Consider the following 19,824-nt stretch of genomic DNA (forward strand, 5'->3'; position numbering starts at 1 on the left):
TTTTTAAGGGCAGGTCTTAAAAAAATTTCAGCAGAATCCTTATTTCTTTTGAAAACGCTGACAGATAAGGCTGAACAACGCTTTTCACGGTATGAAATCCGTCCGTTTCCGTCTGTTTTGCAGCAAAAAATGTCGAATGGAGGATGACACCGTTTGACAAAAAAAGTACAATAGTTTCGGTAAAGTTATTATTAAGTCTATCTAATCGGAAGACATGCAGTGAAGAGAACCCTTCACAAAAGGGAGGTAATCATTTGTTAAAGGATATATTCACAAAAAAGAAAAAATATGCTTCCGTGCCGTCTGAGCAGGCAAAACATGATGTTCCGGAAGGCATTATGACAAAGTGCTCCAAATGTAAAAAAATCATGCTCACAAAAGAGTTAGATAAAAACCTGCGCGTCTGCATGAACTGCGGGCACCATTTCCCGATGAATGCAAAGCAGCGCATTGAAAGCCTCCTGGATGAAGATTCATTCGAAGAATTCAACCAGGGAATGATATCTGAAAACCCGCTCGGTTTCCCGGAATACTTAGAAAAAATCGAAAAAGACCGTGAGAAAACATCGCTGAATGAAGCGGTGGTTACCGGAAAAGGAACCATCAGCGGATTCCCGGCCGTGATCGCGATCATGGATTCAACATTCCGAATGGGCAGCATGGGTTCGGTTGTCGGCGAAAAAATCACGCTTGCAATTGAAAAAGCAAAAGAGGAAAAAGTCCCGTTTATCATCTTTACCGCTTCAGGCGGCGCACGTATGCAGGAGGGGGTCTTAAGCCTTATGCAAATGGCCAAGACAAGCTCTGCATTAAAACTGTTCAGTGAGGAGCAGGGACTGATTATTTCTGTCATGACCCATCCGACGACAGGCGGCGTATCGGCCAGTTTCGCGTCTCTCGGTGATTATAATTTCGCTGAACCGGGCGCCTTGATCGGATTTGCCGGAAGACGTATTATTGAACAGACGATCGGGGAAAAACTGCCGGAAGATTTCCAGACGGCGGAATTTTTATTAAAGCACGGCCAGCTTGATGCGGTGATTCACCGAAACGACATGAAAGACAAACTCGCATTTCTGCTGGACATGCACCAAACAGGAGGTGAGCATGAGTGGCTGCAAGATTAGAATTTGAAAAACCAGTGATTGAACTGCAGACGAAAATCGCCGAACTGAAAAAATTCACCCAAGATTCGGAGATGGATTTAAGCGCTGAAATCGCAAGGCTTGAAGACCGGCTCAGCAAGCTTCAGGATGAGATTTATAAAAACCTGAAGCCGTGGGACAGAGTGCAGATCGCACGCCTTCCCGACCGGCCGACGACGCTTGATTACATTCAATACCTGTTTACCGACTTTTTTGAGTGCCACGGAGACAGAACATACGGAGATGATGCGGCGATTGTCGGCGGAGTCGCCAAATATCACGGCATGCCGGTCACCGTTATCGGACATCAGCGCGGAAAAGACACGAAAGAAAACCTTGTCCGCAATTTCGGGATGCCTCACCCTGAGGGCTACCGCAAAGCGCTTCGTCTCATGAAGCAGGCGGATAAGTTCAACCGCCCGATTATCTGCTTCATCGACACGAAGGGAGCGTACCCGGGTAAAGCGGCGGAGGAACGGGGACAAAGTGAAGCCATCGCCAAGAACCTGTTCGAGATGGCCGGCCTGAAAGTGCCTGTCGTTTGTATCGTCATCGGGGAAGGCGGCAGCGGAGGCGCGCTTGCGTTAGGTGTGGGCAACCGCATGCTGATGCTTGAGAACTCGACGTATTCCGTTATTTCTCCTGAAGGAGCCGCATCCATTTTGTGGAAAGACTCCAGCCTTGCGAAAAAAGCGGCCGAAACCATGAAGATTACTGCGCCCGATTTATTAGAATTAGGAATTATTGATGATATGATTAAAGAAGTGAAGGGCGGAGCTCACCATGATATCAAGCAGCAGGCGGGCTACATTGACGGTATACTTAAAGAAACGTTAAAATCTCTTCTTCAATTGAACGCCGAAGAATTGATCTCACAGCGATATGAAAAATATAAAGCAATCGGGAAAGTTTCGGTTGAGGATCAATATATCGGGGTAAACTGAATAGACGTGAAGCCTATGGCTCACGTTTATTTTTTGTGATTTTTGTGATATTCCTTAAATTTTATTTAAAAACAATTTATTTAATTGTATAATAGGTAAGGTTTCATGGGAGCTCAGGCGTCCCTTTTCATTGTTTTAGGGCAATGATCATGATATGTTTAACATATATATGTTGCTGAGGTGAATAGGAAATGAAGCGTATAGGAGTTTTAACGAGCGGCGGGGATTCCCCGGGTATGAACGCTGCGGTGCGCGCGGTTGTGCGGAAAGCTATCTACCACGACGTCGAAGTGTACGGAATTTATAACGGTTATTCAGGATTAATCAGCGGTAAAATAGAGAAACTGGAGCTTGGTTCGGTCGGTGACATCATCCACCGCGGCGGAACAAAGCTGTACACGGCCAGATGTCCTGAATTCAAAACAGTTGAAGGCCGTGAAAAAGGAATCGAAAATTTAAAGAAACTCGGCATTGAAGGTCTTGTCGTCATCGGCGGAGACGGTTCATACATGGGTGCGAAAAAATTAACGGAACACGGGTTTCCGTGTGTGGGTGTACCGGGTACGATAGATAATGACATCCCGGGAACTGATTTTACGATCGGATTTGATACGGCGCTAAACACCGTAATTGATGCGATTGATAAAATCCGTGACACCGCTACGTCTCATGAGCGTACATACGTTATTGAAGTGATGGGGCGCCATGCGGGCGACATTGCTTTATGGGCAGGTCTTGCAGGCGGAGCGGAATCAATTTTAATTCCTGAAGCGGACTACGATATGCAGGAAATTATCGGCCGTTTGAAGAGAGGGCACGACCGCGGCAAAAAACACAGTATCATCATCGTTGCAGAAGGGGTAGGCAGCGGGGTTGAATTCGGAAAACGCATCGAAGAAGAAACGAACCTTGAAACACGGGTATCCGTTTTAGGGCACATCCAGCGCGGCGGATCTCCAAGCGCTTCTGACCGGGTTCTTGCAAGCCGCCTCGGCGCTTACGCGGTTGAGCTTCTGCTTAAAGGAAAAGGCGGACGCTGCGTAGGTATACAAAACAACAAGCTTGTAGACCATGATATTATAGAAATTTTAGAATCAAAACATACTGTTGAACCAAACATGTATCAGCTTTCAAAAGAACTGTCTATTTAAGGCGGAAGAAGCTGAAGATTTCAGAAGGAAGTGAACGAGTTGAAAAAAACAAAAATCGTTTGTACAATCGGTCCGGCCAGTGAAAGTGTAGAAATGCTGACAAAATTGATGGAAGCGGGTATGAACGTTGCTCGTCTGAATTTTTCACACGGTGATTTCGAAGAGCACGGCGCAAGAATCAAAAACATCAGAGAAGCAAGCAAAAAGCTCGGCAAAAACGTGGGGATTCTCCTCGATACGAAAGGTCCGGAAATCCGCACGCACGATATGGAAAACGGCGCGCTTGAGCTTCAGGCGGGAAATGAAATTATCGTTTCTACGAAACAGGTGCTGGGAACGCTTGAAAAATTCTCAGTTTCTTATGAAGGCCTGGCAGACGACGTGTCAGCAGGGTCTATCATCCTGTTGGATGACGGTTTAATCGGATTGGAAGTGCTAGAATCAAATCCGGAAAAACACGAAATCAAAACAAAAATCTTAAACAGCGGCACGCTGAAAAATAAAAAAGGCGTAAACGTTCCCGGCGTCAGCGTCAACCTTCCCGGAATTACTGAAAAAGACGCCAAAGACATCGTATTCGGTATCGAGCAAGGCGTTGATTTCATCGCTGCGTCATTTGTACGCCGTTCTACGGATGTCCTTGAAATCCGCGAACTGCTTGAAGAGCATAACGCGTCTGACATTCAAATCATTCCTAAGATCGAGAACCAGGAAGGCGTGGACAACCTGGACGCGATCCTGGAAGTATCTGACGGCTTAATGGTAGCGCGCGGAGACCTCGGCGTAGAGATTCCGGCCGAAGAAGTGCCGCTCGTGCAAAAAGAAATGATCAAAAAATGCAACGCGCTCGGCAAACCGGTTATTACTGCGACACAAATGCTTGACAGCATGCAGCGCAACCCTCGTCCGACACGCGCTGAAGCAAGTGACGTTGCCAACGCCATTTTCGACGGCACAGACGCTATCATGCTTTCCGGTGAGACGGCTGCGGGACAATATCCTGTCGAGGCGGTTCAAACAATGTTTAACATCGCCACACGCACGGAAGAATCTCTGAACTACAAAGAAATTCTGTCTAAACGCAGAGATCAGGTCGGCATGACGATTACCGATGCGATCGGCCAATCAGTTGCGCACACGGCGATCAATCTGAGTGCGGCAGCTATCGTTACCCCTACAGAAAGCGGCCATACGGCGCGTATGATCGCGAAATACCGTCCGCAGGCTCCGATTGTAGCCGTTACGGTTAATGAGTCTGTATCACGCAAACTCGGTCTTGTATTCGGTGTATTCCCGGCAAGCGGCCAAAACGCGAATTCAACCGATGAAATGCTTGAAGACGCGGTTCAAAAATCACTTGACAGCGGCATCGTGAAACGCGGTGATCTGATTGTCATTACAGCAGGTTCTGTCGGTGAATCAGGCACGACGAATCTGATGAAAGTCCACACTGTCGGCAGCGTTATCGCGAAAGGGCAAGGCATCGGACGCAAATCTGCATTCGGTCCGGTCGTTGTTGCAAAAAATGCGAAAGAAGCTGAACAAAAAATGACAGACGGCGCAGTATTGGTTGCTTCAAGCACTGACCGCGACATGATCGCTTCACTTGAAAAAGCATCAGCGCTCATCACTGAAGAAGGCGGTCTGACAAGCCATGCAGCCGTTGTCGGTTTAAGCTTGGGCATTCCGGTTATCGTCGGTCTGGAGAACGCAACTTCAGTTTTAACAGAAGGACAGGTTATCACAGTTGACGCTGCCCGCGGCGCTGTGTATGAAGGCCGCGCAAGCGTTCTTTAAACAGCTTTAAAAAAGAGAGGGGGGTTCTCCCTTCTCTTTTGTCTTTAGGTTTATTTTCCTATTCCCATGCGGGCGGTGACGCGCTTTTAGAAGGGCAGGAGGGCAGAAAAATGAGAGTGTTATTCTTACTGTTTATCGTGTGTCCGGCAATTGAAATCGGTTTGTTTCTGCTGGCGGGAAAATGGCTCGGTATTTTTCCGACCTTCCTTCTCATCATTTTGACAGGCGTGTTAGGCGCCTTGGTGGCAAAAAGACAGGGAACCGATGTGTATCATCGGGTGATGCGCGACCTGCAGCACGGCAAAATGCCGGGGGAAGCGCTTCTTGACGGAATATGCGTCTTTTTCGGAGGCCTGCTTTTGATGCTTCCGGGTTTTCTTTCCGATATTGCAGGGGCCTGTCTTCTGATTCCGTTCACTCGGAACCGCATGAAGCCGCTTTTGTTCAAATGGCTGAGAGGAATGTCAAAAAACAAGCGGATCATTATCAAATAAAAACGGCAGCCTTCTTACAGGGCTGCTGTTTTTATTTGGACTGAACAGTAATATAGGCCCATATTTCTTTTAAAGCGCCCGTTGTGATAAAGGCCTGAATGAAAACGAGCAGCGCGGGCCCCGCAGCCAGTCCTAAAATTCCGAACAATTTAAAGCCGGCAAACAGAGCGATTAAGGTCGCAAGCGGATCAAGTCCGATTGACTTGCTTAAAATTTTCGGCTCCGTCAGCTGGCGCTGGATAAGAACCACAATATATAAAACACCGAGACCGATCGCTTGAGGAAGCTGACCGGCAATGGCCAAATACATAATCCAGGGAACAAAGACCGATCCGGCGCCGAGATACGGGAGCAGGTCCACCAGGCCGATAAAAAAGGCGATGGTTGCCGCATGCTCAATCCCTAAAAGAAAAAGTCCGATAAAGACAATGATCATCGTGAAAAGTATGAGCACGGCCTGCGCCTTAATGAAACCTGCCATCGCTTTTTTCAGCTCTCCCGATACGGCCTTGGCGTTTGCCGAAACCCGTTCCGGAAGAATGGAATAAAGCAGCGCCTTCAGCTTATGCCAGTCCTTTGTCATAAAAAAAGTCGCCAGCATTGCGAAAATGAAGACGGCAGCTGTATTGGGAAGGAAGGCAATCCATTTCGGCACCAGCTCCAAAAGATGTGAAAGCATCAGCCCCGCATTTTTAGCGGCTGTATCACCGAGGGTCTGAATATGCGTCACGATGGATGCCTGCTGATTGGTTTCAAGCCCGTTAAATAAGACGGTCAGCTCGTGGTACAATGGCTGAATGCGGGAAGTGAACAGCTCTTCGCAATACGTCATAAAGGCGCTGATATGGGGAGGGAGCGTTTTGGCCAGATAGGCGGTTCCCGAAATGATTTCCGCAACGAGAAATGTCGCCGCGCCGAGAAGAATAAGCAAAAAGAAGACCAGGACAATGACTGTATTGACTGACCGGGGCAGCCCCGTCAGTTTGTCCAGCCAGTCAACAACGGGAATGATCGCTGATGACAGAATAAGGGCGATCAGAAACGGATAAGTTAACGGAAATGAGGCGTAACCGGCCGCTAAAGCGCCGCCGGCCGCAGCGAGTACAAACAGCGCGCGGAAAAAAACAGTTGCATAGTGCGGATTCACATCGATCCTCCTCTCGATGGCACGTCCTATTACATTAGTTTATTCGTCAAAAAAAGGATATGAATACAGATATGATGAAAGAGGGTGCTTTCAGGATGTTTACACAAGCGAATTTATTTTTACTATTATTGCTGGCCATCGCATTGATAGCCAAAAATCAGTCATTGCTTTTTGCCGTCGGCTTTCTCATTGTGATAAAAGCTGTCGGTCTTGATCAGAAACTATTTCCGGTTATTCAGTCAAAAGGCATCAACTGGGGGGTCACCGTCATTACAATCGCCGTTTTAGTGCCGATTGCCACAGGTGATATCGGTTTTAAACAGCTCGGAGAAGCGATGAAATCATATTATGCGTGGATCGCTCTCGGTGCCGGGATCGCGGTTGCCTTAATCGCCAAAAACGGTCTCACCTTATTGGAAAACGACCCTCATATTACAACGGCGCTGGTCATCGGCACGATACTTGCCGTCGCGCTTTTCGGAGGCGTCGCCGTAGGCCCGTTAATCGGCGCCGGAATCGCCTACTTGGCCATGCAAATCGTTAAAATATTCACTTCGTAAAGTAAAAAAGCGGCGTAAAGCTGCTTTTTTTGTGGAGAAAATTAGAGTTTGCACTTGCGCATTTTGTAGTTCAGACAAATGCCATTTACATTATTCCGATGAATGAAGCGGCTTACCATGTAACAAAGAGCTTCGGGATTGACGGCGCACATGGAGCGAAAACAGCGATTGCAGTAGATTAAAAGCTGATGGGATTTATGGGCCTGATACCAAAGCAAAACTTGAAGTGTTGTTAAAATAAGCGGAGACCCTTTCCTTCAATTTGAAAGTTTGTTAAATTTATAATGAGAATGAAAAAACACAATTCGGTTGGTAGTCCGGATGCATGATTTAAAATGTCAGTAACCTTCCCCTCCTCGGGATGTCCATCATTCTTCAGTAAATTTAGGAGGAGGGAATCGTTATGAAATTAACGGTTTACTACGATGGTCAGTTTTGGGTAGGAGTCATTGAAGTTGTGAATGACGGGAAATTAAGAGCAATTCGTCATTTGTTTGGACAAGAGCCAAAGGATTCAGAAATAATGCATTTTGTTAATAATCAACTTTTACAGACTCTCTCCCACACTGAACAAGAAGGGGTTTGTGTTAAAGCAAAATCTAAGAAATTAAACCCAAAAAGATTGCAACGACAAGCTTCTAAAGAAATGAAAAATATCGGGATATCAACTAAGGCACAAAAAGCGATAAAACAGGAGCTTGAAGCAAGAAAAGAAAAGAAAAAACAACTGAACAGAAAACAAAGAGAAAAAATAAAGGAACAAAAATATTTAATCAGAAAACAAAAAGCAAAAGAAAAGCATAGGGGAAAATAGTTGGAGAGCCCGATGAAGCCCTTCGATTGAAAAGTTGAGCGGCATCAGTTAGTTTCTTCGGACTGATTTAGAGAAAAAGAAGTATAAGTCAGAGCTCTTCTCGAGATGAGGAGGGTTTTTCTGCCATTTATTTAACTTCACTTACATCAGTAAATGAGTCAGTTTCAATTGATGAACGGTTTGATAAGGATATTTACGGGCTGACTGCAAAAGCGAAAATCTTGTCTTAGCTGAAGTAATAATAAACTCTCTATTTTTATGAAGGGAGATGATTAATTTGAAAAAATAATTGTATTGTTGATCTTATGTTTTTCGTTAAGCTCTATCACAGTGGCTGCTGCTAAACAAGAACATCGCCAGAACCCAAAAGATTCTCAAGAGCTATTTGATGTTTTTATGCAAGAACTTTTATGTAAAGATATATTAGACAATGTCCGTAAATTCTATAAGGCTGCCACTAAGAGACATTAATGGGAAGGCTTTATATTATAGCAAGGACAATATTTTCGTCTTTGTCTTTGGCCCATAAATGCCATCAGCAGTCAGGCCGTACATGGACTGGAATCGTTTGACTGCTTTGCTGTTTTCGGGCCGATGAAATTGAGAACTCTGTCCCATTCATATTATTCACTTTCCTAAGAAGGGGATTAAATTTGCGGTGAAGTTGTCGCGCCTGTCCTTTTAAAGTCTCCTCCAAAACACCCCCAAATGAAAACATGAGAATACATGGTTTTACAAAGCGCCTGAAAGCAAGCGATTAAATTTATCAACGCAAAACCTTGATATATAGGGCTTTTAAAACATTTTTAGTTAAAAGTCTACAAATTAATCAGATTATTGTTTATAATAAGAATAGGCTTAAACTTAAATAAGCTTATAAGAATTTGTTATGTTCCTCTATAAGCATATCGGTTATGTAACCGCAATCAGTGAAATGTAAGCATTTTCTTAAAGGGGAAAGGGATTGTTTGCATGACTCATTTTAAGTAAGCCGTATGTTTTATATACTCTTTAAAGGGGAATTTTGATTGAAAAGGAGAGGTTGAATATGACAGCAACACGCGGTCTTGAAGGGGTTGTAGCAACAACATCATCTGTAAGCTCTATTATCGACGATACCCTTACATATGTAGGGTACGATATTGACGACTTGACAGAGAATGCAAGTTTTGAAGAAATCATTTATTTGCTGTGGCATCTGCGCCTGCCGAATAAAACGGAACTTGCTGAACTGAAAAAACAGCTTGCGAAAGAAGCTGCCGTTCCACAAGAAATCATTGAGCACTTCAAATCATATCCCCTCAATAACGTACATCCAATGGCTGCGCTCCGGACGGCGATTTCATTACTCGGTCTGACTGACAGTGAAGCCGATGTTATGAATCCGGAAGCGAACTACAGAAAAGCCATCCGTCTGCAGGCGAAAGTGCCGGGCATTGTCGCCGCTTTCTCAAGAATCCGCAAAGGACTTGATCCTGTTGAACCGAAGGAAGAGTACGGAATCGCGGAGAACTTCCTTTACACCTTAAACGGTGAAGAGCCTTCTCCGATCGAAGTGGAAGCGTTTAACAAAGCGCTCATTCTTCATGCGGATCATGAGCTGAACGCATCAACATTTACGGCGAGAGTATGTGTCGCCACCTTATCTGATATTTACTCAGGCATCACTGCCGCCATCGGCGCTTTAAAAGGACCGCTTCACGGCGGAGCCAATGAAGCCGTCATGAAAATGCTGACAGAAATCGGCGAAGTGGAAAACGCCGAGCCTTATATCCGCAGCAAAATGGAGAAAAAGGAAAAAGTAATGGGCTTCGGACACCGTGTGTATAAGCATGGAGACCCGCGCGCCAAACACTTAAAAGAAATGAGCAAACGCCTGACGAATCTGACGGGGGAAAGCAAATGGTATGAGATGTCAATCCGTGTCGAAGAAATCGTGACGTCGGAGAAAAAACTCCCGCCTAACGTTGATTTCTATTCCGCATCTGTATACCACAGTCTCGGCATTGATCACGATCTGTTCACGCCGATCTTTGCGGTCAGCAGAATGTCAGGATGGATCGCCCATATTCTTGAACAGTACGATAACAACCGCCTCATCCGCCCGCGCGCTGATTACACGGGTCCGGATAAGCAGACTTTTGTTCCGATTGATGAAAGAGCCTGATCAAACGGGAGGCTGGTGATTTTCATGTCGTTAGCCTCTTGTTAATCAAGCCCGGATTGGTTTACAATTTTGATAGAATCTTGAGAAAAGTCATTTTATTTTCTATACAAGAAAAATAAAATGTTTTCTAAATATGAATTACATACTGGGAGGTAATATTGTGTCACAAGGTGAAAAAATTACAGTCTCTAATGGAGTATTAAACGTACCAAATAATCCGATTATCCCGTTTATTGAAGGCGACGGCACAGGCCCTGATATTTGGAACGCCGCTTCTAAAGTATTGGAAGCCGCTGTTGAAAAAGCATATAAAGGCGAGAAAAAAATCACGTGGAAAGAAGTTTATGCCGGTGAAAAGGCTTATAATAAAACAGGTGAGTGGCTTCCTGCCGAAACGCTGGAAGACATCAGAGAGTACTTCATCGCCATCAAAGGTCCTCTGACGACACCGGTCGGCGGCGGTATCCGTTCTCTGAACGTGGCGCTGAGACAGGAGCTTGATTTGTTTACGTGCCTGCGCCCTGTCAGATATTTCACGGGAGTGCCTTCTCCGGTCAAACGACCTGAAGATACGGATATGGTCATTTTCCGCGAGAATACGGAAGATATTTATGCCGGAATTGAGTATGCGAAAGGTTCTGAAGAGGTTGAAAAGCTGATCAGCTTCCTGCAAAATGAAATGGGTGTTAACAAAATCCGTTTCCCTGAAACGTCAGGAATCGGCATCAAACCTGTTTCTGAAGAAGGCACAAGCCGCTTAGTCAGAGCTGCCATTGAGTATGCGATCGAAAACGGCCGTAAGTCTGTCACGCTTGTCCACAAAGGAAACATCATGAAGTTCACTGAAGGGGCATTTAAAAACTGGGGCTACGAGCTTGCCGAAAGAGAATACGGAGATAAAGTATTCACTTGGGCTGAATATGACCGCATTGTCGAAAAAGACGGAAAAGAAGCTGCTGATAAAGCGCAGAGCGACGCGGAAGCGGCAGGAAAAATCATCGTCAAAGACAGCATCGCTGATATTTTCCTTCAGCAGATCTTAACCCGTCCGAGCGAATTCGACGTCGTGGCGACAATGAACTTAAACGGAGACTATATCTCTGATGCGCTTGCCGCTCAGGTAGGCGGAATCGGAATCGCGCCGGGAGCGAACATCAACTATGAAACAGGGCATGCGATTTTCGAAGCGACTCACGGAACGGCTCCAAAGTATGCCGGCCTTGACAAAGTCAACCCGTCATCCGTCATCCTTTCAGGAGTGCTTCTTCTTGAACACCTGAACTGGAATGAGGCTGCTGACTTGATCATTAAATCTATGGAAAAAACGATTGCTTCAAAAGTAGTAACGTACGATTTTGCTAGATTAATGGACGGCGCAACTGAAGTGAAATGTTCAGAGTTTGGTGAAGAGCTAATTAAAAACATGGACTGAACCTAAAGCAGACTTCTAATGAAGCCAAAAAAGGAGAAGAGAATCATGGGAAAAACACGCAGTAAAGTTTCTGTTATCGGAGCAGGATTTACGGGAGCGACAACAGCCTTTCTGACAGCTCAAAAAGAGCTTGCGGACGTTGTGCTCGTTGATATTCCGCAATTAGAAAACCCGACAAAAGGAAAAGCGCTAGACATGCTCGAAGCAAGTCCGGTCCAAGGATTTGACGCGAAAATCACAGGCACGTCCAACTACGAGGACACAGCCGGTTCTGATATCGTCGTCATCACAGCCGGAATTGCGAGAAAACCGGGCATGAGCCGTGATGATCTCGTATCTACAAACGAAAAAATCATGAGAAGCGTCACACGTGAGATCGTGAAATATTCTCCTGACTGCATTATCGTTGTATTGACAAACCCTGTTGATGCGATGACATATGCGGTGTACAAAGAATCAGGCTTCCCGAAAGAACGCGTCATCGGACAATCCGGAGTGCTTGACACTGCACGATTCAGAACATTCGTCGCTGAAGAATTAAACCTGTCTGTAAAAGATGTGACCGGTTTTGTTCTTGGCGGACACGGTGACGACATGGTTCCTCTCGTCCGTTATTCCTATGCGGGCGGCATTCCGCTTGAAACGCTTATCCCGAAAGACCGTCTTGATGCGATTGTAGAACGTACAAGAAAAGGCGGCGGGGAAATCGTCAACCTTCTCGGCAACGGAAGCGCCTACTACGCGCCTGCTGCATCACTGACTGAAATGGTAGAAGCCATTTTGAAAGATCAGCGCCGCGTGCTTCCGACCATCGCTTACTTAGAAGGCGAATACGGTCATGAAGGCATTTACTTAGGCGTACCGACGATTATCGGAGGAAACGGCCTAGAGCAAATCATCGAGCTTGAACTGACAGACTATGAAAAAGCGCAGCTGAGTAAATCAGTTGAATCTGTCAAAAATGTGATGAAAGTATTGTCATAAGAAAAAAGGGAAGGCTTCCGAATCAGAAGCCTTCCTCTTTTTACAATTAATGAAAGCGTTTTCTTTTTCCCTGAGCGATCCTTTCTCTGAAAATGATCAAAAAGGCGAATTGTCTGAACGGGCAGTATTGGATAAAATGAAATCATAAAGTGATATGCAGCACATAAAATAGAGAAAATTGGATGTCGGGGAAAATAGACAGCGGAGGGCGCAGCATGAACAAAAAAATTTTAGTTGTAGATGATGAACAATCTATCGTTACTCTTTTACAGTATAATCTGGAACGGTCCGGCTATGATGTCATTACCGCATCAGACGGAGAAGAGGCTCTGGAGCTGGCAGAGAATGAAAATCCGGATTTAATCGTACTGGATGTCATGCTGCCGAAAGTGGACGGAATCGACGTCTGTAAGCAGCTCAGACAGCAGAAAATGATGGTCCCGATCTTGATGCTGACAGCAAAAGATGAGGAGTTTGATAAAGTGCTGGGACTGGAGCTCGGAGCGGATGATTACATGACAAAGCCGTTCAGTCCGCGGGAAGTCACTGCGCGGGTGAAAGCCATTTTAAGAAGGGCTGACATTTCTTCGCTGTCACAAGGCAGAGAAGAGGAAAAGGACGGGCAGATCCTCATCGGCGAGCTGAAAATTCTTCCGGAGCATTACGAAGCGTACTTCAAGTCAGAACAGCTGGAATTGACGCCTAAAGAATTTGAACTGCTTCTGTATTTGGGAAAACATAAGGGAAGAGTGCTGACGAGAGATCTTCTGCTGAGCGCGGTCTGGAACTATGATTTTGCCGGGGATACCCGGATTGTTGACGTTCATATCAGTCATCTGCGCGACAAAATCGAATCAAATACCAAAAAACCCATCTATATTAAAACAATCAGAGGTTTGGGGTATAAACTGGAGGAGCCAAAAATGAATGAATAAAGTCCGTGTGCGTCTGTTCGCTTTACTCGTTGTATGTATCATATTGGTTTTCAGTGTTCTCGGCCTTTTTTTACAGCAGCTTATTTCTTCATCCGCTGAAGAAAGAACGGCGGATCAGCTGAAAAAGGAATCGGTATACATAGCGGGCCTTCTTGACACCGGCCGAATCGGCAATAAAAGCAATGAAACGGTAATCCGTGACGCCGGCCGCACCCTCGGTATAAACGTCGCCGTGCTCAATGAGAAGGGTGACGCCGTATATCATTCCGGCAGTCATGCTGATGATTCAGCCGTAAAGGAGTTCATTTCTCACAATAAAAGCGAGGAAGCCGTACAGTCGAAAAGCAAAGTCATCCGCGGCACTGCCGTAAAAAATGACGCCGGGAAAATTGCGGGGTATGTACTCGTTTCCTCTGAGATCAACGGCGGTTCAAGCGTTACCGGAGAAATGTGGGGCATGCTGGCAGCAAGTCTTTGTACCGCTTTTATCATTATCGTTTTCTTTTATACAAACATGACGTCCCGTTACAAAAAATCAATCGACGCCGCGACAAAAGTGGCGACGGAGCTGTCCAAGGGGAATTATGACGCCCGCTCCTACAGCGGTTACGCAAGGCGGTCGGACCGTCTCGGGCGTGCGATGAACAGCCTGGCGGTCGATTTAATGGAAATGACGAGAACGCAGGATATGCAGCGCGATCGTCTGTTAACCGTCATTGAAAATATCGGATCCGGTTTGATTTTAATAGACGGGAGAGGTTTTATCAATCTCGTGAACCGGTCATACACGAAGCAGTTTCATACAAAGCCTGAACGTCTGCTTCGGCGTCTTTACCATGATGCGTTTGAACATGAGGAGATCATTCGGCTTGTCGAAGACATTTTTATGACGGAGACGAAAAAATGCCAGCTGCTCAGACTTCCCATCAACATTGAGCGGCGCTACTTTGAAGTTGACGGCGTTCCGATCATGGGCCCTGACGATGAATGGAAGGGCATCGTCCTCGTCTTTCACGATATGACGGAAATTAAAAAATTGGAGCAGATGAGAAAGGACTTCGTCGCCAATGTCTCCCATGAACTGAAAACACCGATCACCTCGATTAAAGGCTTTACGGAAACACTGTTAGACGGAGCGATGAAAGACGAAAAGGCGCTTTCAGACTTTCTGTCTATCATTCTGAAAGAAAGTGAGCGGCTCCAATCTCTCGTGCAGGATTTACTGGATTTATCCAAGATGGAGCAGCAAAACTTTACGATGCGCGTAGAGTCCTTTGACGCCGCAAAAATCCTCCATGAAATCGAAGCCCTTTTACAGCATAAGGCTGAGGAAAAAGGCATCAGTTTTCAGCTCGATCTTCCGGAGGAGCCGATTTTTGTGATGGGTGATGTGCACAGGCTGAAGCAGGTATTCCTGAATCTGGCGAACAACGCTTTAACCTACACGCCTGAAAAAGGGACGGTGGCGATTTCGGTAAATGTGAAAGAAACCGCTGTCGATATCAAAGTGTCCGATACGGGAATCGGCATTCAGAAGGAAGAGATTCCGCGGATATTTGAGAGATTCTACCGCGTGGATAAAGACAGAAGCCGCAACTCGGGAGGAACCGGGCTCGGTCTTGCCATCGTAAAGCACTTAATAGAAGCCCATGAAGGTAAAATCGAGGTCACAAGCGAGCCGGGACAGGGGACTGTATTTACCGTGACGCTGAAGCGGCAGCCGGAAGCGTGATCAGCTTTACAAAGGATTAACAATTTCTTCATGACCTGTTAAACCTATCTTGTTAGGATGTAACAGAACCCCTTCATCCAAGGAGCCAATTTTGACGGCGGGAACGTGTTTTCTTGTTCCCGTCCTTTTTTGCGTTTTCACGGGGTTCGCTCATTTTCCTTTCAAATTGAACTTTGTTAAAATAAGAGAAGCTGTGAGATTAAAAAATAGAGGAATGACGAGCTTTTGCTCTTAGGAGGATATTGAATGACGGAACGAAAAAAATTAGTGCTTGTCGACGGAAACAGTCTGGCGTACCGAGCGTTTTTTGCATTGCCGCTTTTAAGCAATGAAAAAGGCATCCATACAAATGCCGTATACGGGTTTGCGATGATTTTAATGAAAATGCTGGAAGATGAAAAGCCGACCCACATGCTGGTGGCTTTTGATGCGGGGAAAACCACTTTCCGCCACAGCACGTTTAAAGAATATAAAGGCGGAAGACAAAAAACGCCGCCGGAGCTTTCAGAACAGATGCCGTTCATCCGCGAGCTCCTTGATGCCTATAACATCAGCCGCTACGAGCTTCCTGAATATGAAGCGGACGATATTATCGGCACCCTTGCTGTATCTGCTGAAAAAGAAGGCTTCGAAGTAAAGGTAGTTTCGGGGGACAAGGACTTAACCCAGCTTGCAACCGGGAAAACGACCGTTGCCATTACGAGAAAAGGCATTACTGACGTGGAAGATTACACGCCGGAGCACGTGCAAGAAAAGTACGGTCTGACCCCTTTGCAAATCATTGATATGAAGGGATTAATGGGGGATTCATCCGATAACATACCGGGCGTCCCCGGCGTCGGAGAAAAAACCGCGATTAAGCTCTTAAAGCAGTTCCATTCGGTTGAGAAACTGCTTGATTCCATTGATGAAGTCAGCGGAAAAAAATTAAAAGAAAAGCTTGAAGAATACAAGGAACAAGCCCTGATGAGCAAAGAGCTGGCGACGATTATGACAAATGCGCCGATTGAAGTCAAGCCCGAAGATTTAGGTTACCAAGGGTTTGACCGTGAACAAGTTGTTGCCATTTTTAAAGACCTGGGTTTTAATACGCTTCTTGAGCGGCTCGGTGAAGAAAGCGGGGAAACGGCGGAAGAAAATTTTGAAGACATCAATGTCGAAATGGCAGAAGAAATCACCGAAGATATGCTCGTTTCGCCGTCCGCTTTGGTCGTCGAACAAATCGGTGATAACTATCACGAAGAACCGATCCTCGGCTTTTCCATCGTGAATGAAACAGGTCTTTATTATATTCCGAAAGAAATCGCCATTCAGTCTGAAGCTTTTAAATCTTGGGCTGAAGATGAATCGATGAAAAAGTGGGTGTTCGACAGCAAACGTTCCGTCGTCGCTTTGCGCTGGCAGGGAATTGAGCTGAAGGGAACGGAATTTGACGCGCTTCTTGCTGCCTACATTATAAACCCGGGCAATTCGTACGACGATGTCGCGAGCGTAGCGAAAGAATACGGGCTGAATATCGTTTCAAAAGATGAAGCGGTCTACGGAAAAGGCGCAAAGCGCGCCGTTCCGGCTGAAAAAGAGCTTGCCGATCATCTCGCGCGGAAAGCGTCTGCCGTTAACAGCCTCCGTGACAAACTGCTGCACGCGCTGGAAGAAAATAATCAGCTTGAATTATATGAAGATCTCGAACTCCCGCTTGCGCTAATTCTCGGAGAAATGGAATCAATGGGCGTCAAAGTGGATGTTGAAAGACTGAAGCGAATGGGCGAAGAGCTCAAGGCAAAGCTGAAAGAATATGAAGAAAAAATCCATGACATCGCCGGTGAGCCGTTTAACATCAATTCACCAAAACAGCTCGGCGTCATTCTGTTTGAAAAGCTCGGCCTGCCGCCAGTAAAGAAAACAAAAACAGGCTATTCCACTTCAGCCGATGTGCTTGAGAAGCTCGCAGACAAACATGATATCGTCGCGCACATTCTGCAATACAGACAAATCGGCAAACTCCAATCGACTTATATTGAAGGGCTGCTGAAGGTCACGCGCAAGGATTCTCATAAGGTGCATACACGATTCAATCAGGCATTGACTCAAACCGGACGCCTCAGCTCAACGGATCCGAACCTGCAAAATATTCCGATCCGGCTGGAGGAAGGGCGGAAAATCCGTCAGGCTTTCGTACCGTCCGAACCGGACTGGCTTATTTTCGCCGCCGATTATTCACAAATTGAATTAAGGGTGCTTGCGCATATTTCAAAAGATGAAAATCTGATCGAAGCGTTTACGAATGACATGGACATTCACACAAAAACCGCCATGGACGTGTTTCATGTCAGTGAAGATGAAGTGACACAAGCGATGCGCCGCCAGGCAAAGGCCGTCAATTTCGGCATTGTTTACGGCATCAGTGATTACGGGCTGTCACAAAACCTCGGCATCACCCGGAAAGAAGCGGGCGCTTTTATAGACCGCTATTTGGAGAGCTTCCCGGGCGTTAAGGCGTATATGGAAGAATCGGTGCAGGAAGCGAAGCAAAAAGGATATGTCACGACCCTTATGCAGCGCCGCCGCTATATTCCTGAGCTGACCAGCCGCAACTTCAACCTGCGGAGCTTTGCGGAACGGACGGCCATGAATACGCCGATTCAGGGAAGCGCCGCCGATATTATTAAAAAAGCCATGATTGACATGGCAGCTGAGCTGAAAGAAAAAAACCTGAAGGCGCGACTGCTGCTTCAGGTGCACGATGAATTGATTTTTGAAGCGCCTAAGGAAGAAATTGAAATATTAGAGAAGCTGGTTCCTGAAGTGATGGAGCATGCTTTGGCATTAGACGTGCCGCTGAAGGCGGATTATGCTTCAGGGCCGTCTTGGTACGATGCAAAATAAACAGAGAAAAAGGAAGTGATGATTGTGCCGGAATTACCAGAAGTTGAAACGGTCCGGCGCACTCTGACCGGTCTTGTGAAGGGGAAAACGATTGAATCGGCGGATATCAGATGGCCGAATATCATCAAAAAACCCGCCGAGCCGGAGGAATTCGCGCGGCAGATTGCAGGAGAAACAATCCGATCCATCGGAAGAAGGGGAAAGTTTTTGCTTTTCCATCTGGATCATTATGTCATGGTGTCCCACCTGCGGATGGAGGGGAAATACGGTCTTCATCAGGCCGATGAGCCTGACGATAAACATGTGCACGTCGTGTTTCACATGACGGACGGAACACAGCTCCGCTACCGGGATGTCCGGAAATTCGGCACGATGCATTTGTTTGCGCCGGGAGAGGAACAGAATGCATTACCGCTTTCACAGCTCGGGCCCGAACCCGATGATGAAGCATTTACCGCTGCTTATTTAAAAGAGCGGCTTGCAAAAACGAACCGCGCGGTGAAAACAGCCCTGCTCGACCAAAAAGCGGTCGTCGGCCTCGGCAATATTTATGTCGATGAAGCTTTATTCCGGGCGCGTATTCATCCAGAGACAAAAGCGAACAGTCTGTCAGACGGGCAGATAAAAACGCTTCATACAGAAATTAAAGACACCCTTCAGGAAGCGATTGACGCGGGCGGGAGCACCGTCCGGTCTTATATCAATTCTCAAGGGGAAATTGGAATGTTTCAGCTCAAACATTACGTATACGGCAAAAAGGATGAACCGTGCAAATCGTGCGGCACGATGATTTCTAAAATCGTGGTCGGCGGAAGGGGTACGCATTTTTGCGCCCGCTGCCAAAAAAAATCATAAACTGAAGCGGTTCAAGCAGGCGGCAGCAGAATGACTTTTTTCTAACACAGTTGATGACCTTTCTCCATATATATATTGTGATTCACCCAATAGGCATATGTCACAATTGCCGATCAAGAGAAAGGGAGAAACGGATATGGAGATTGTTTCTTTGCTGCTTTTGGCTTTTGCTGTCAGCTTGGACAGTTTTTCAGTCGGGTTTACGTATGGTTTGAGAAAAATGAAAATCCCGTTCAAAGCGATTGCCGTGATCGCTTGCTGTTCAGCCTCTGTGATGTTTATATCCATGCTGATCGGCCATTTTCTGACAAAGATTTTTCCCGTATCCGTCACGGAGAAACTGGGCGGACTGATCTTAATCGGAATCGGGGCATGGGTCATCTGGCAATTTTTCAAACCGGCTAAAGAGCCGGATTACTTATTGCATGAAAAAACGTTACTTAATCTTGAAGTGAAATCGCTCGGCATCGTCATTCATATTTTGAAAAAACCGACCAGCGCCGATATTGATCAATCCGGAACCATTAATGGAGTCGAGGCGTTTCTGCTCGGTATCGCCTTATCCATTGACGCGTTTGGCGCCGGGCTGGGAGCGGCCATTCTCGGCTTTTCTCCGGTTATGATGAGCGTGACTGTCGGGCTGATGAGCTCGCTGTTTGTTTCACTCGGCATAAATGCGGGGCATTTGCTTTCAAGATGGAATTGGATAGATAAAATGACATTTTTGCCGGGAGTCCTGCTGATTATCATCGGGATTTGGAAAATGTAAGAAGGAGTGGGC

Annotated in this window: 16 protein-coding genes and 2 pseudogenes; 16 read left to right on the top strand and 2 right to left on the bottom strand. The window is 46.2% G+C overall.

From position 1 onward, the window contains the following. The first annotated feature begins 254 nt into the window (after nt 1-254). From accD to D5S11_RS06385, 5 genes are all read left to right on the top strand, one after another. On the top strand, nt 255-1,127 hold the full coding sequence (gene accD, locus D5S11_RS06365; RefSeq protein WP_007613077.1) for an acetyl-CoA carboxylase, carboxyltransferase subunit beta: 873 nt from the start codon (nt 255-257) through the stop codon (nt 1,125-1,127). Next, nucleotides 1,112-2,089 carry an acetyl-CoA carboxylase carboxyl transferase subunit alpha gene (accA, locus tag D5S11_RS06370; RefSeq protein WP_020956193.1) on the top strand — a complete coding sequence of 326 codons (978 nt, stop codon included), beginning with the start codon at nt 1,112-1,114 and terminating at the stop codon, nt 2,087-2,089. The genes accD and accA overlap by 16 nt, the downstream gene beginning before the upstream one ends. Before the next feature lie 191 nt (nt 2,090-2,280). Next, on the top strand, nt 2,281-3,240 hold the full coding sequence (gene pfkA / locus D5S11_RS06375; RefSeq protein ID WP_007408068.1) for a 6-phosphofructokinase: 960 nt from the start codon (nt 2,281-2,283) through the stop codon (nt 3,238-3,240). 39 nt (nt 3,241-3,279) lie between these two features. Continuing rightward, a complete protein-coding gene (gene pyk, locus D5S11_RS06380) occupies nt 3,280-5,037 on the top strand; it encodes a pyruvate kinase (protein WP_007408069.1) in 1,758 nt (585 codons plus the stop codon). A 110-nt stretch (nt 5,038-5,147) separates the two neighbouring features. Continuing rightward, the gene (locus D5S11_RS06385) at nt 5,148-5,531 is read left to right on the top strand and encodes an FxsA family protein (protein WP_012118168.1); all 384 of its coding nucleotides are present in this window, start codon (nt 5,148-5,150) and stop codon (nt 5,529-5,531) included. A 31-nt stretch (nt 5,532-5,562) separates the two neighbouring features. On the opposite strand, the gene ytvI is transcribed toward D5S11_RS06385, so the two are convergent. Next, complete coding sequence (gene ytvI / locus D5S11_RS06390) at nt 5,563-6,678, bottom strand: sporulation integral membrane protein YtvI (protein ID WP_007408071.1); 1,116 nt, start codon at nt 6,676-6,678, stop codon at nt 5,563-5,565. A gap of 95 nt (nt 6,679-6,773) precedes the next feature. On the opposite strand from ytvI, the gene D5S11_RS06395 reads away from it, so the two are divergent. From D5S11_RS06395 to D5S11_RS06400, 3 genes and pseudogenes are all read left to right on the top strand, one after another. Further along, a complete protein-coding gene (locus D5S11_RS06395) occupies nt 6,774-7,238 on the top strand; it encodes a DUF441 domain-containing protein (RefSeq protein ID WP_007408072.1) in 465 nt (154 codons plus the stop codon). An 80-nt stretch (nt 7,239-7,318) separates the two neighbouring features. After that, nucleotides 7,319-7,479 (top strand): annotated as a pseudogene (locus D5S11_RS20050) (peptidoglycan-binding domain-containing protein); the annotation flags it as partial. Between the two features lie 162 nt (nt 7,480-7,641). Further along, nucleotides 7,642-8,052, top strand: coding sequence for a YjdF family protein (locus D5S11_RS06400; protein WP_015240369.1), 411 nt, complete (start codon nt 7,642-7,644; stop codon nt 8,050-8,052). 486 nt (nt 8,053-8,538) lie between these two features. On the opposite strand, the pseudogene D5S11_RS06405 reads toward D5S11_RS06400, so the two are convergent. Continuing rightward, nucleotides 8,539-8,628, bottom strand: a pseudogene (locus D5S11_RS06405) (peptidoglycan-binding domain-containing protein); the annotation flags it as partial. 472 nt (nt 8,629-9,100) lie between these two features. Between D5S11_RS06405 and citZ the strand changes: the two are divergent. From citZ to ytaF, 8 genes are all read left to right on the top strand, one after another. Next, nucleotides 9,101-10,219 (top strand): citrate synthase, encoded by a 1,119-nt coding sequence (gene citZ / locus D5S11_RS06410; protein ID WP_003152453.1) that lies wholly within the window; start codon nt 9,101-9,103, stop codon nt 10,217-10,219. Nucleotides 10,220-10,379: 160 nt separating this feature from the next. Further along, entirely contained in the window at nt 10,380-11,651 is a 1,272-nt protein-coding gene (gene icd, locus D5S11_RS06415) for an NADP-dependent isocitrate dehydrogenase (protein ID WP_007408075.1), read from the top strand. Nucleotides 11,652-11,696: 45 nt separating this feature from the next. After that, nucleotides 11,697-12,635, top strand: a complete 939-nt coding sequence (mdh, locus tag D5S11_RS06420; RefSeq protein WP_003152455.1) for a malate dehydrogenase — start codon at nt 11,697-11,699, stop codon at nt 12,633-12,635. A gap of 215 nt (nt 12,636-12,850) precedes the next feature. Continuing rightward, a complete protein-coding gene (locus tag D5S11_RS06425; RefSeq protein ID WP_003152457.1) occupies nt 12,851-13,570 on the top strand; it encodes a response regulator transcription factor in 720 nt (239 codons plus the stop codon). Beyond that, a complete protein-coding gene (pnpS, locus tag D5S11_RS06430; RefSeq protein ID WP_108724789.1) occupies nt 13,563-15,302 on the top strand; it encodes a two-component system histidine kinase PnpS in 1,740 nt (579 codons plus the stop codon). Before D5S11_RS06425 ends, pnpS begins: the two co-directional genes overlap by 8 nt. 246 nt (nt 15,303-15,548) lie before the next feature. Further along, complete coding sequence (gene polA, locus D5S11_RS06435; RefSeq protein WP_047936015.1) at nt 15,549-18,188, top strand: DNA polymerase I; 2,640 nt, start codon at nt 15,549-15,551, stop codon at nt 18,186-18,188. A 24-nt stretch (nt 18,189-18,212) separates the two neighbouring features. Further along, nucleotides 18,213-19,043 carry a DNA-formamidopyrimidine glycosylase gene (mutM, locus tag D5S11_RS06440; RefSeq protein WP_021494431.1) on the top strand — a complete coding sequence of 277 codons (831 nt, stop codon included), beginning with the start codon at nt 18,213-18,215 and terminating at the stop codon, nt 19,041-19,043. Between the two features lie 136 nt (nt 19,044-19,179). Further along, nucleotides 19,180-19,812, top strand: a complete 633-nt coding sequence (ytaF, locus tag D5S11_RS06445) for a sporulation membrane protein YtaF (RefSeq protein WP_047936014.1) — start codon at nt 19,180-19,182, stop codon at nt 19,810-19,812. The last annotated feature ends 12 nt before the right edge of the window (nt 19,813-19,824 follow it).

The sequence above is a fragment of the Bacillus sp. L75 genome, assembly GCF_003676355.1.
Classification (GTDB): domain Bacteria; phylum Bacillota; class Bacilli; order Bacillales; family Bacillaceae; genus Bacillus; species Bacillus velezensis.

Excerpts from the sequence above, each read along its gene's own strand:
- pfkA (WP_007408068.1), top strand. The coding sequence starts at position 2,281 with ATGAAGCGTATAGGAGTTTTAACGAGCGGCGGGGATTCCCCGGGTATG.
- D5S11_RS06425 (WP_003152457.1), top strand. The coding sequence starts at position 12,851 with ATGAACAAAAAAATTTTAGTTGTAGATGATGAACAATCTATCGTTACT.
- D5S11_RS06385 (WP_012118168.1), top strand. The coding sequence starts at position 5,148 with ATGAGAGTGTTATTCTTACTGTTTATCGTGTGTCCGGCAATTGAAATC.
- D5S11_RS06400 (WP_015240369.1), top strand. The coding sequence starts at position 7,642 with ATGAAATTAACGGTTTACTACGATGGTCAGTTTTGGGTAGGAGTCATT.
- pnpS (WP_108724789.1), top strand. The coding sequence starts at position 13,563 with ATGAATAAAGTCCGTGTGCGTCTGTTCGCTTTACTCGTTGTATGTATC.
- mdh (WP_003152455.1), top strand. The coding sequence starts at position 11,697 with ATGGGAAAAACACGCAGTAAAGTTTCTGTTATCGGAGCAGGATTTACG.
- ytaF (WP_047936014.1), top strand. The coding sequence starts at position 19,180 with ATGGAGATTGTTTCTTTGCTGCTTTTGGCTTTTGCTGTCAGCTTGGAC.
- D5S11_RS06395 (WP_007408072.1), top strand. The coding sequence starts at position 6,774 with ATGTTTACACAAGCGAATTTATTTTTACTATTATTGCTGGCCATCGCA.
- polA (WP_047936015.1), top strand. The coding sequence starts at position 15,549 with ATGACGGAACGAAAAAAATTAGTGCTTGTCGACGGAAACAGTCTGGCG.
- citZ (WP_003152453.1), top strand. The coding sequence starts at position 9,101 with ATGACAGCAACACGCGGTCTTGAAGGGGTTGTAGCAACAACATCATCT.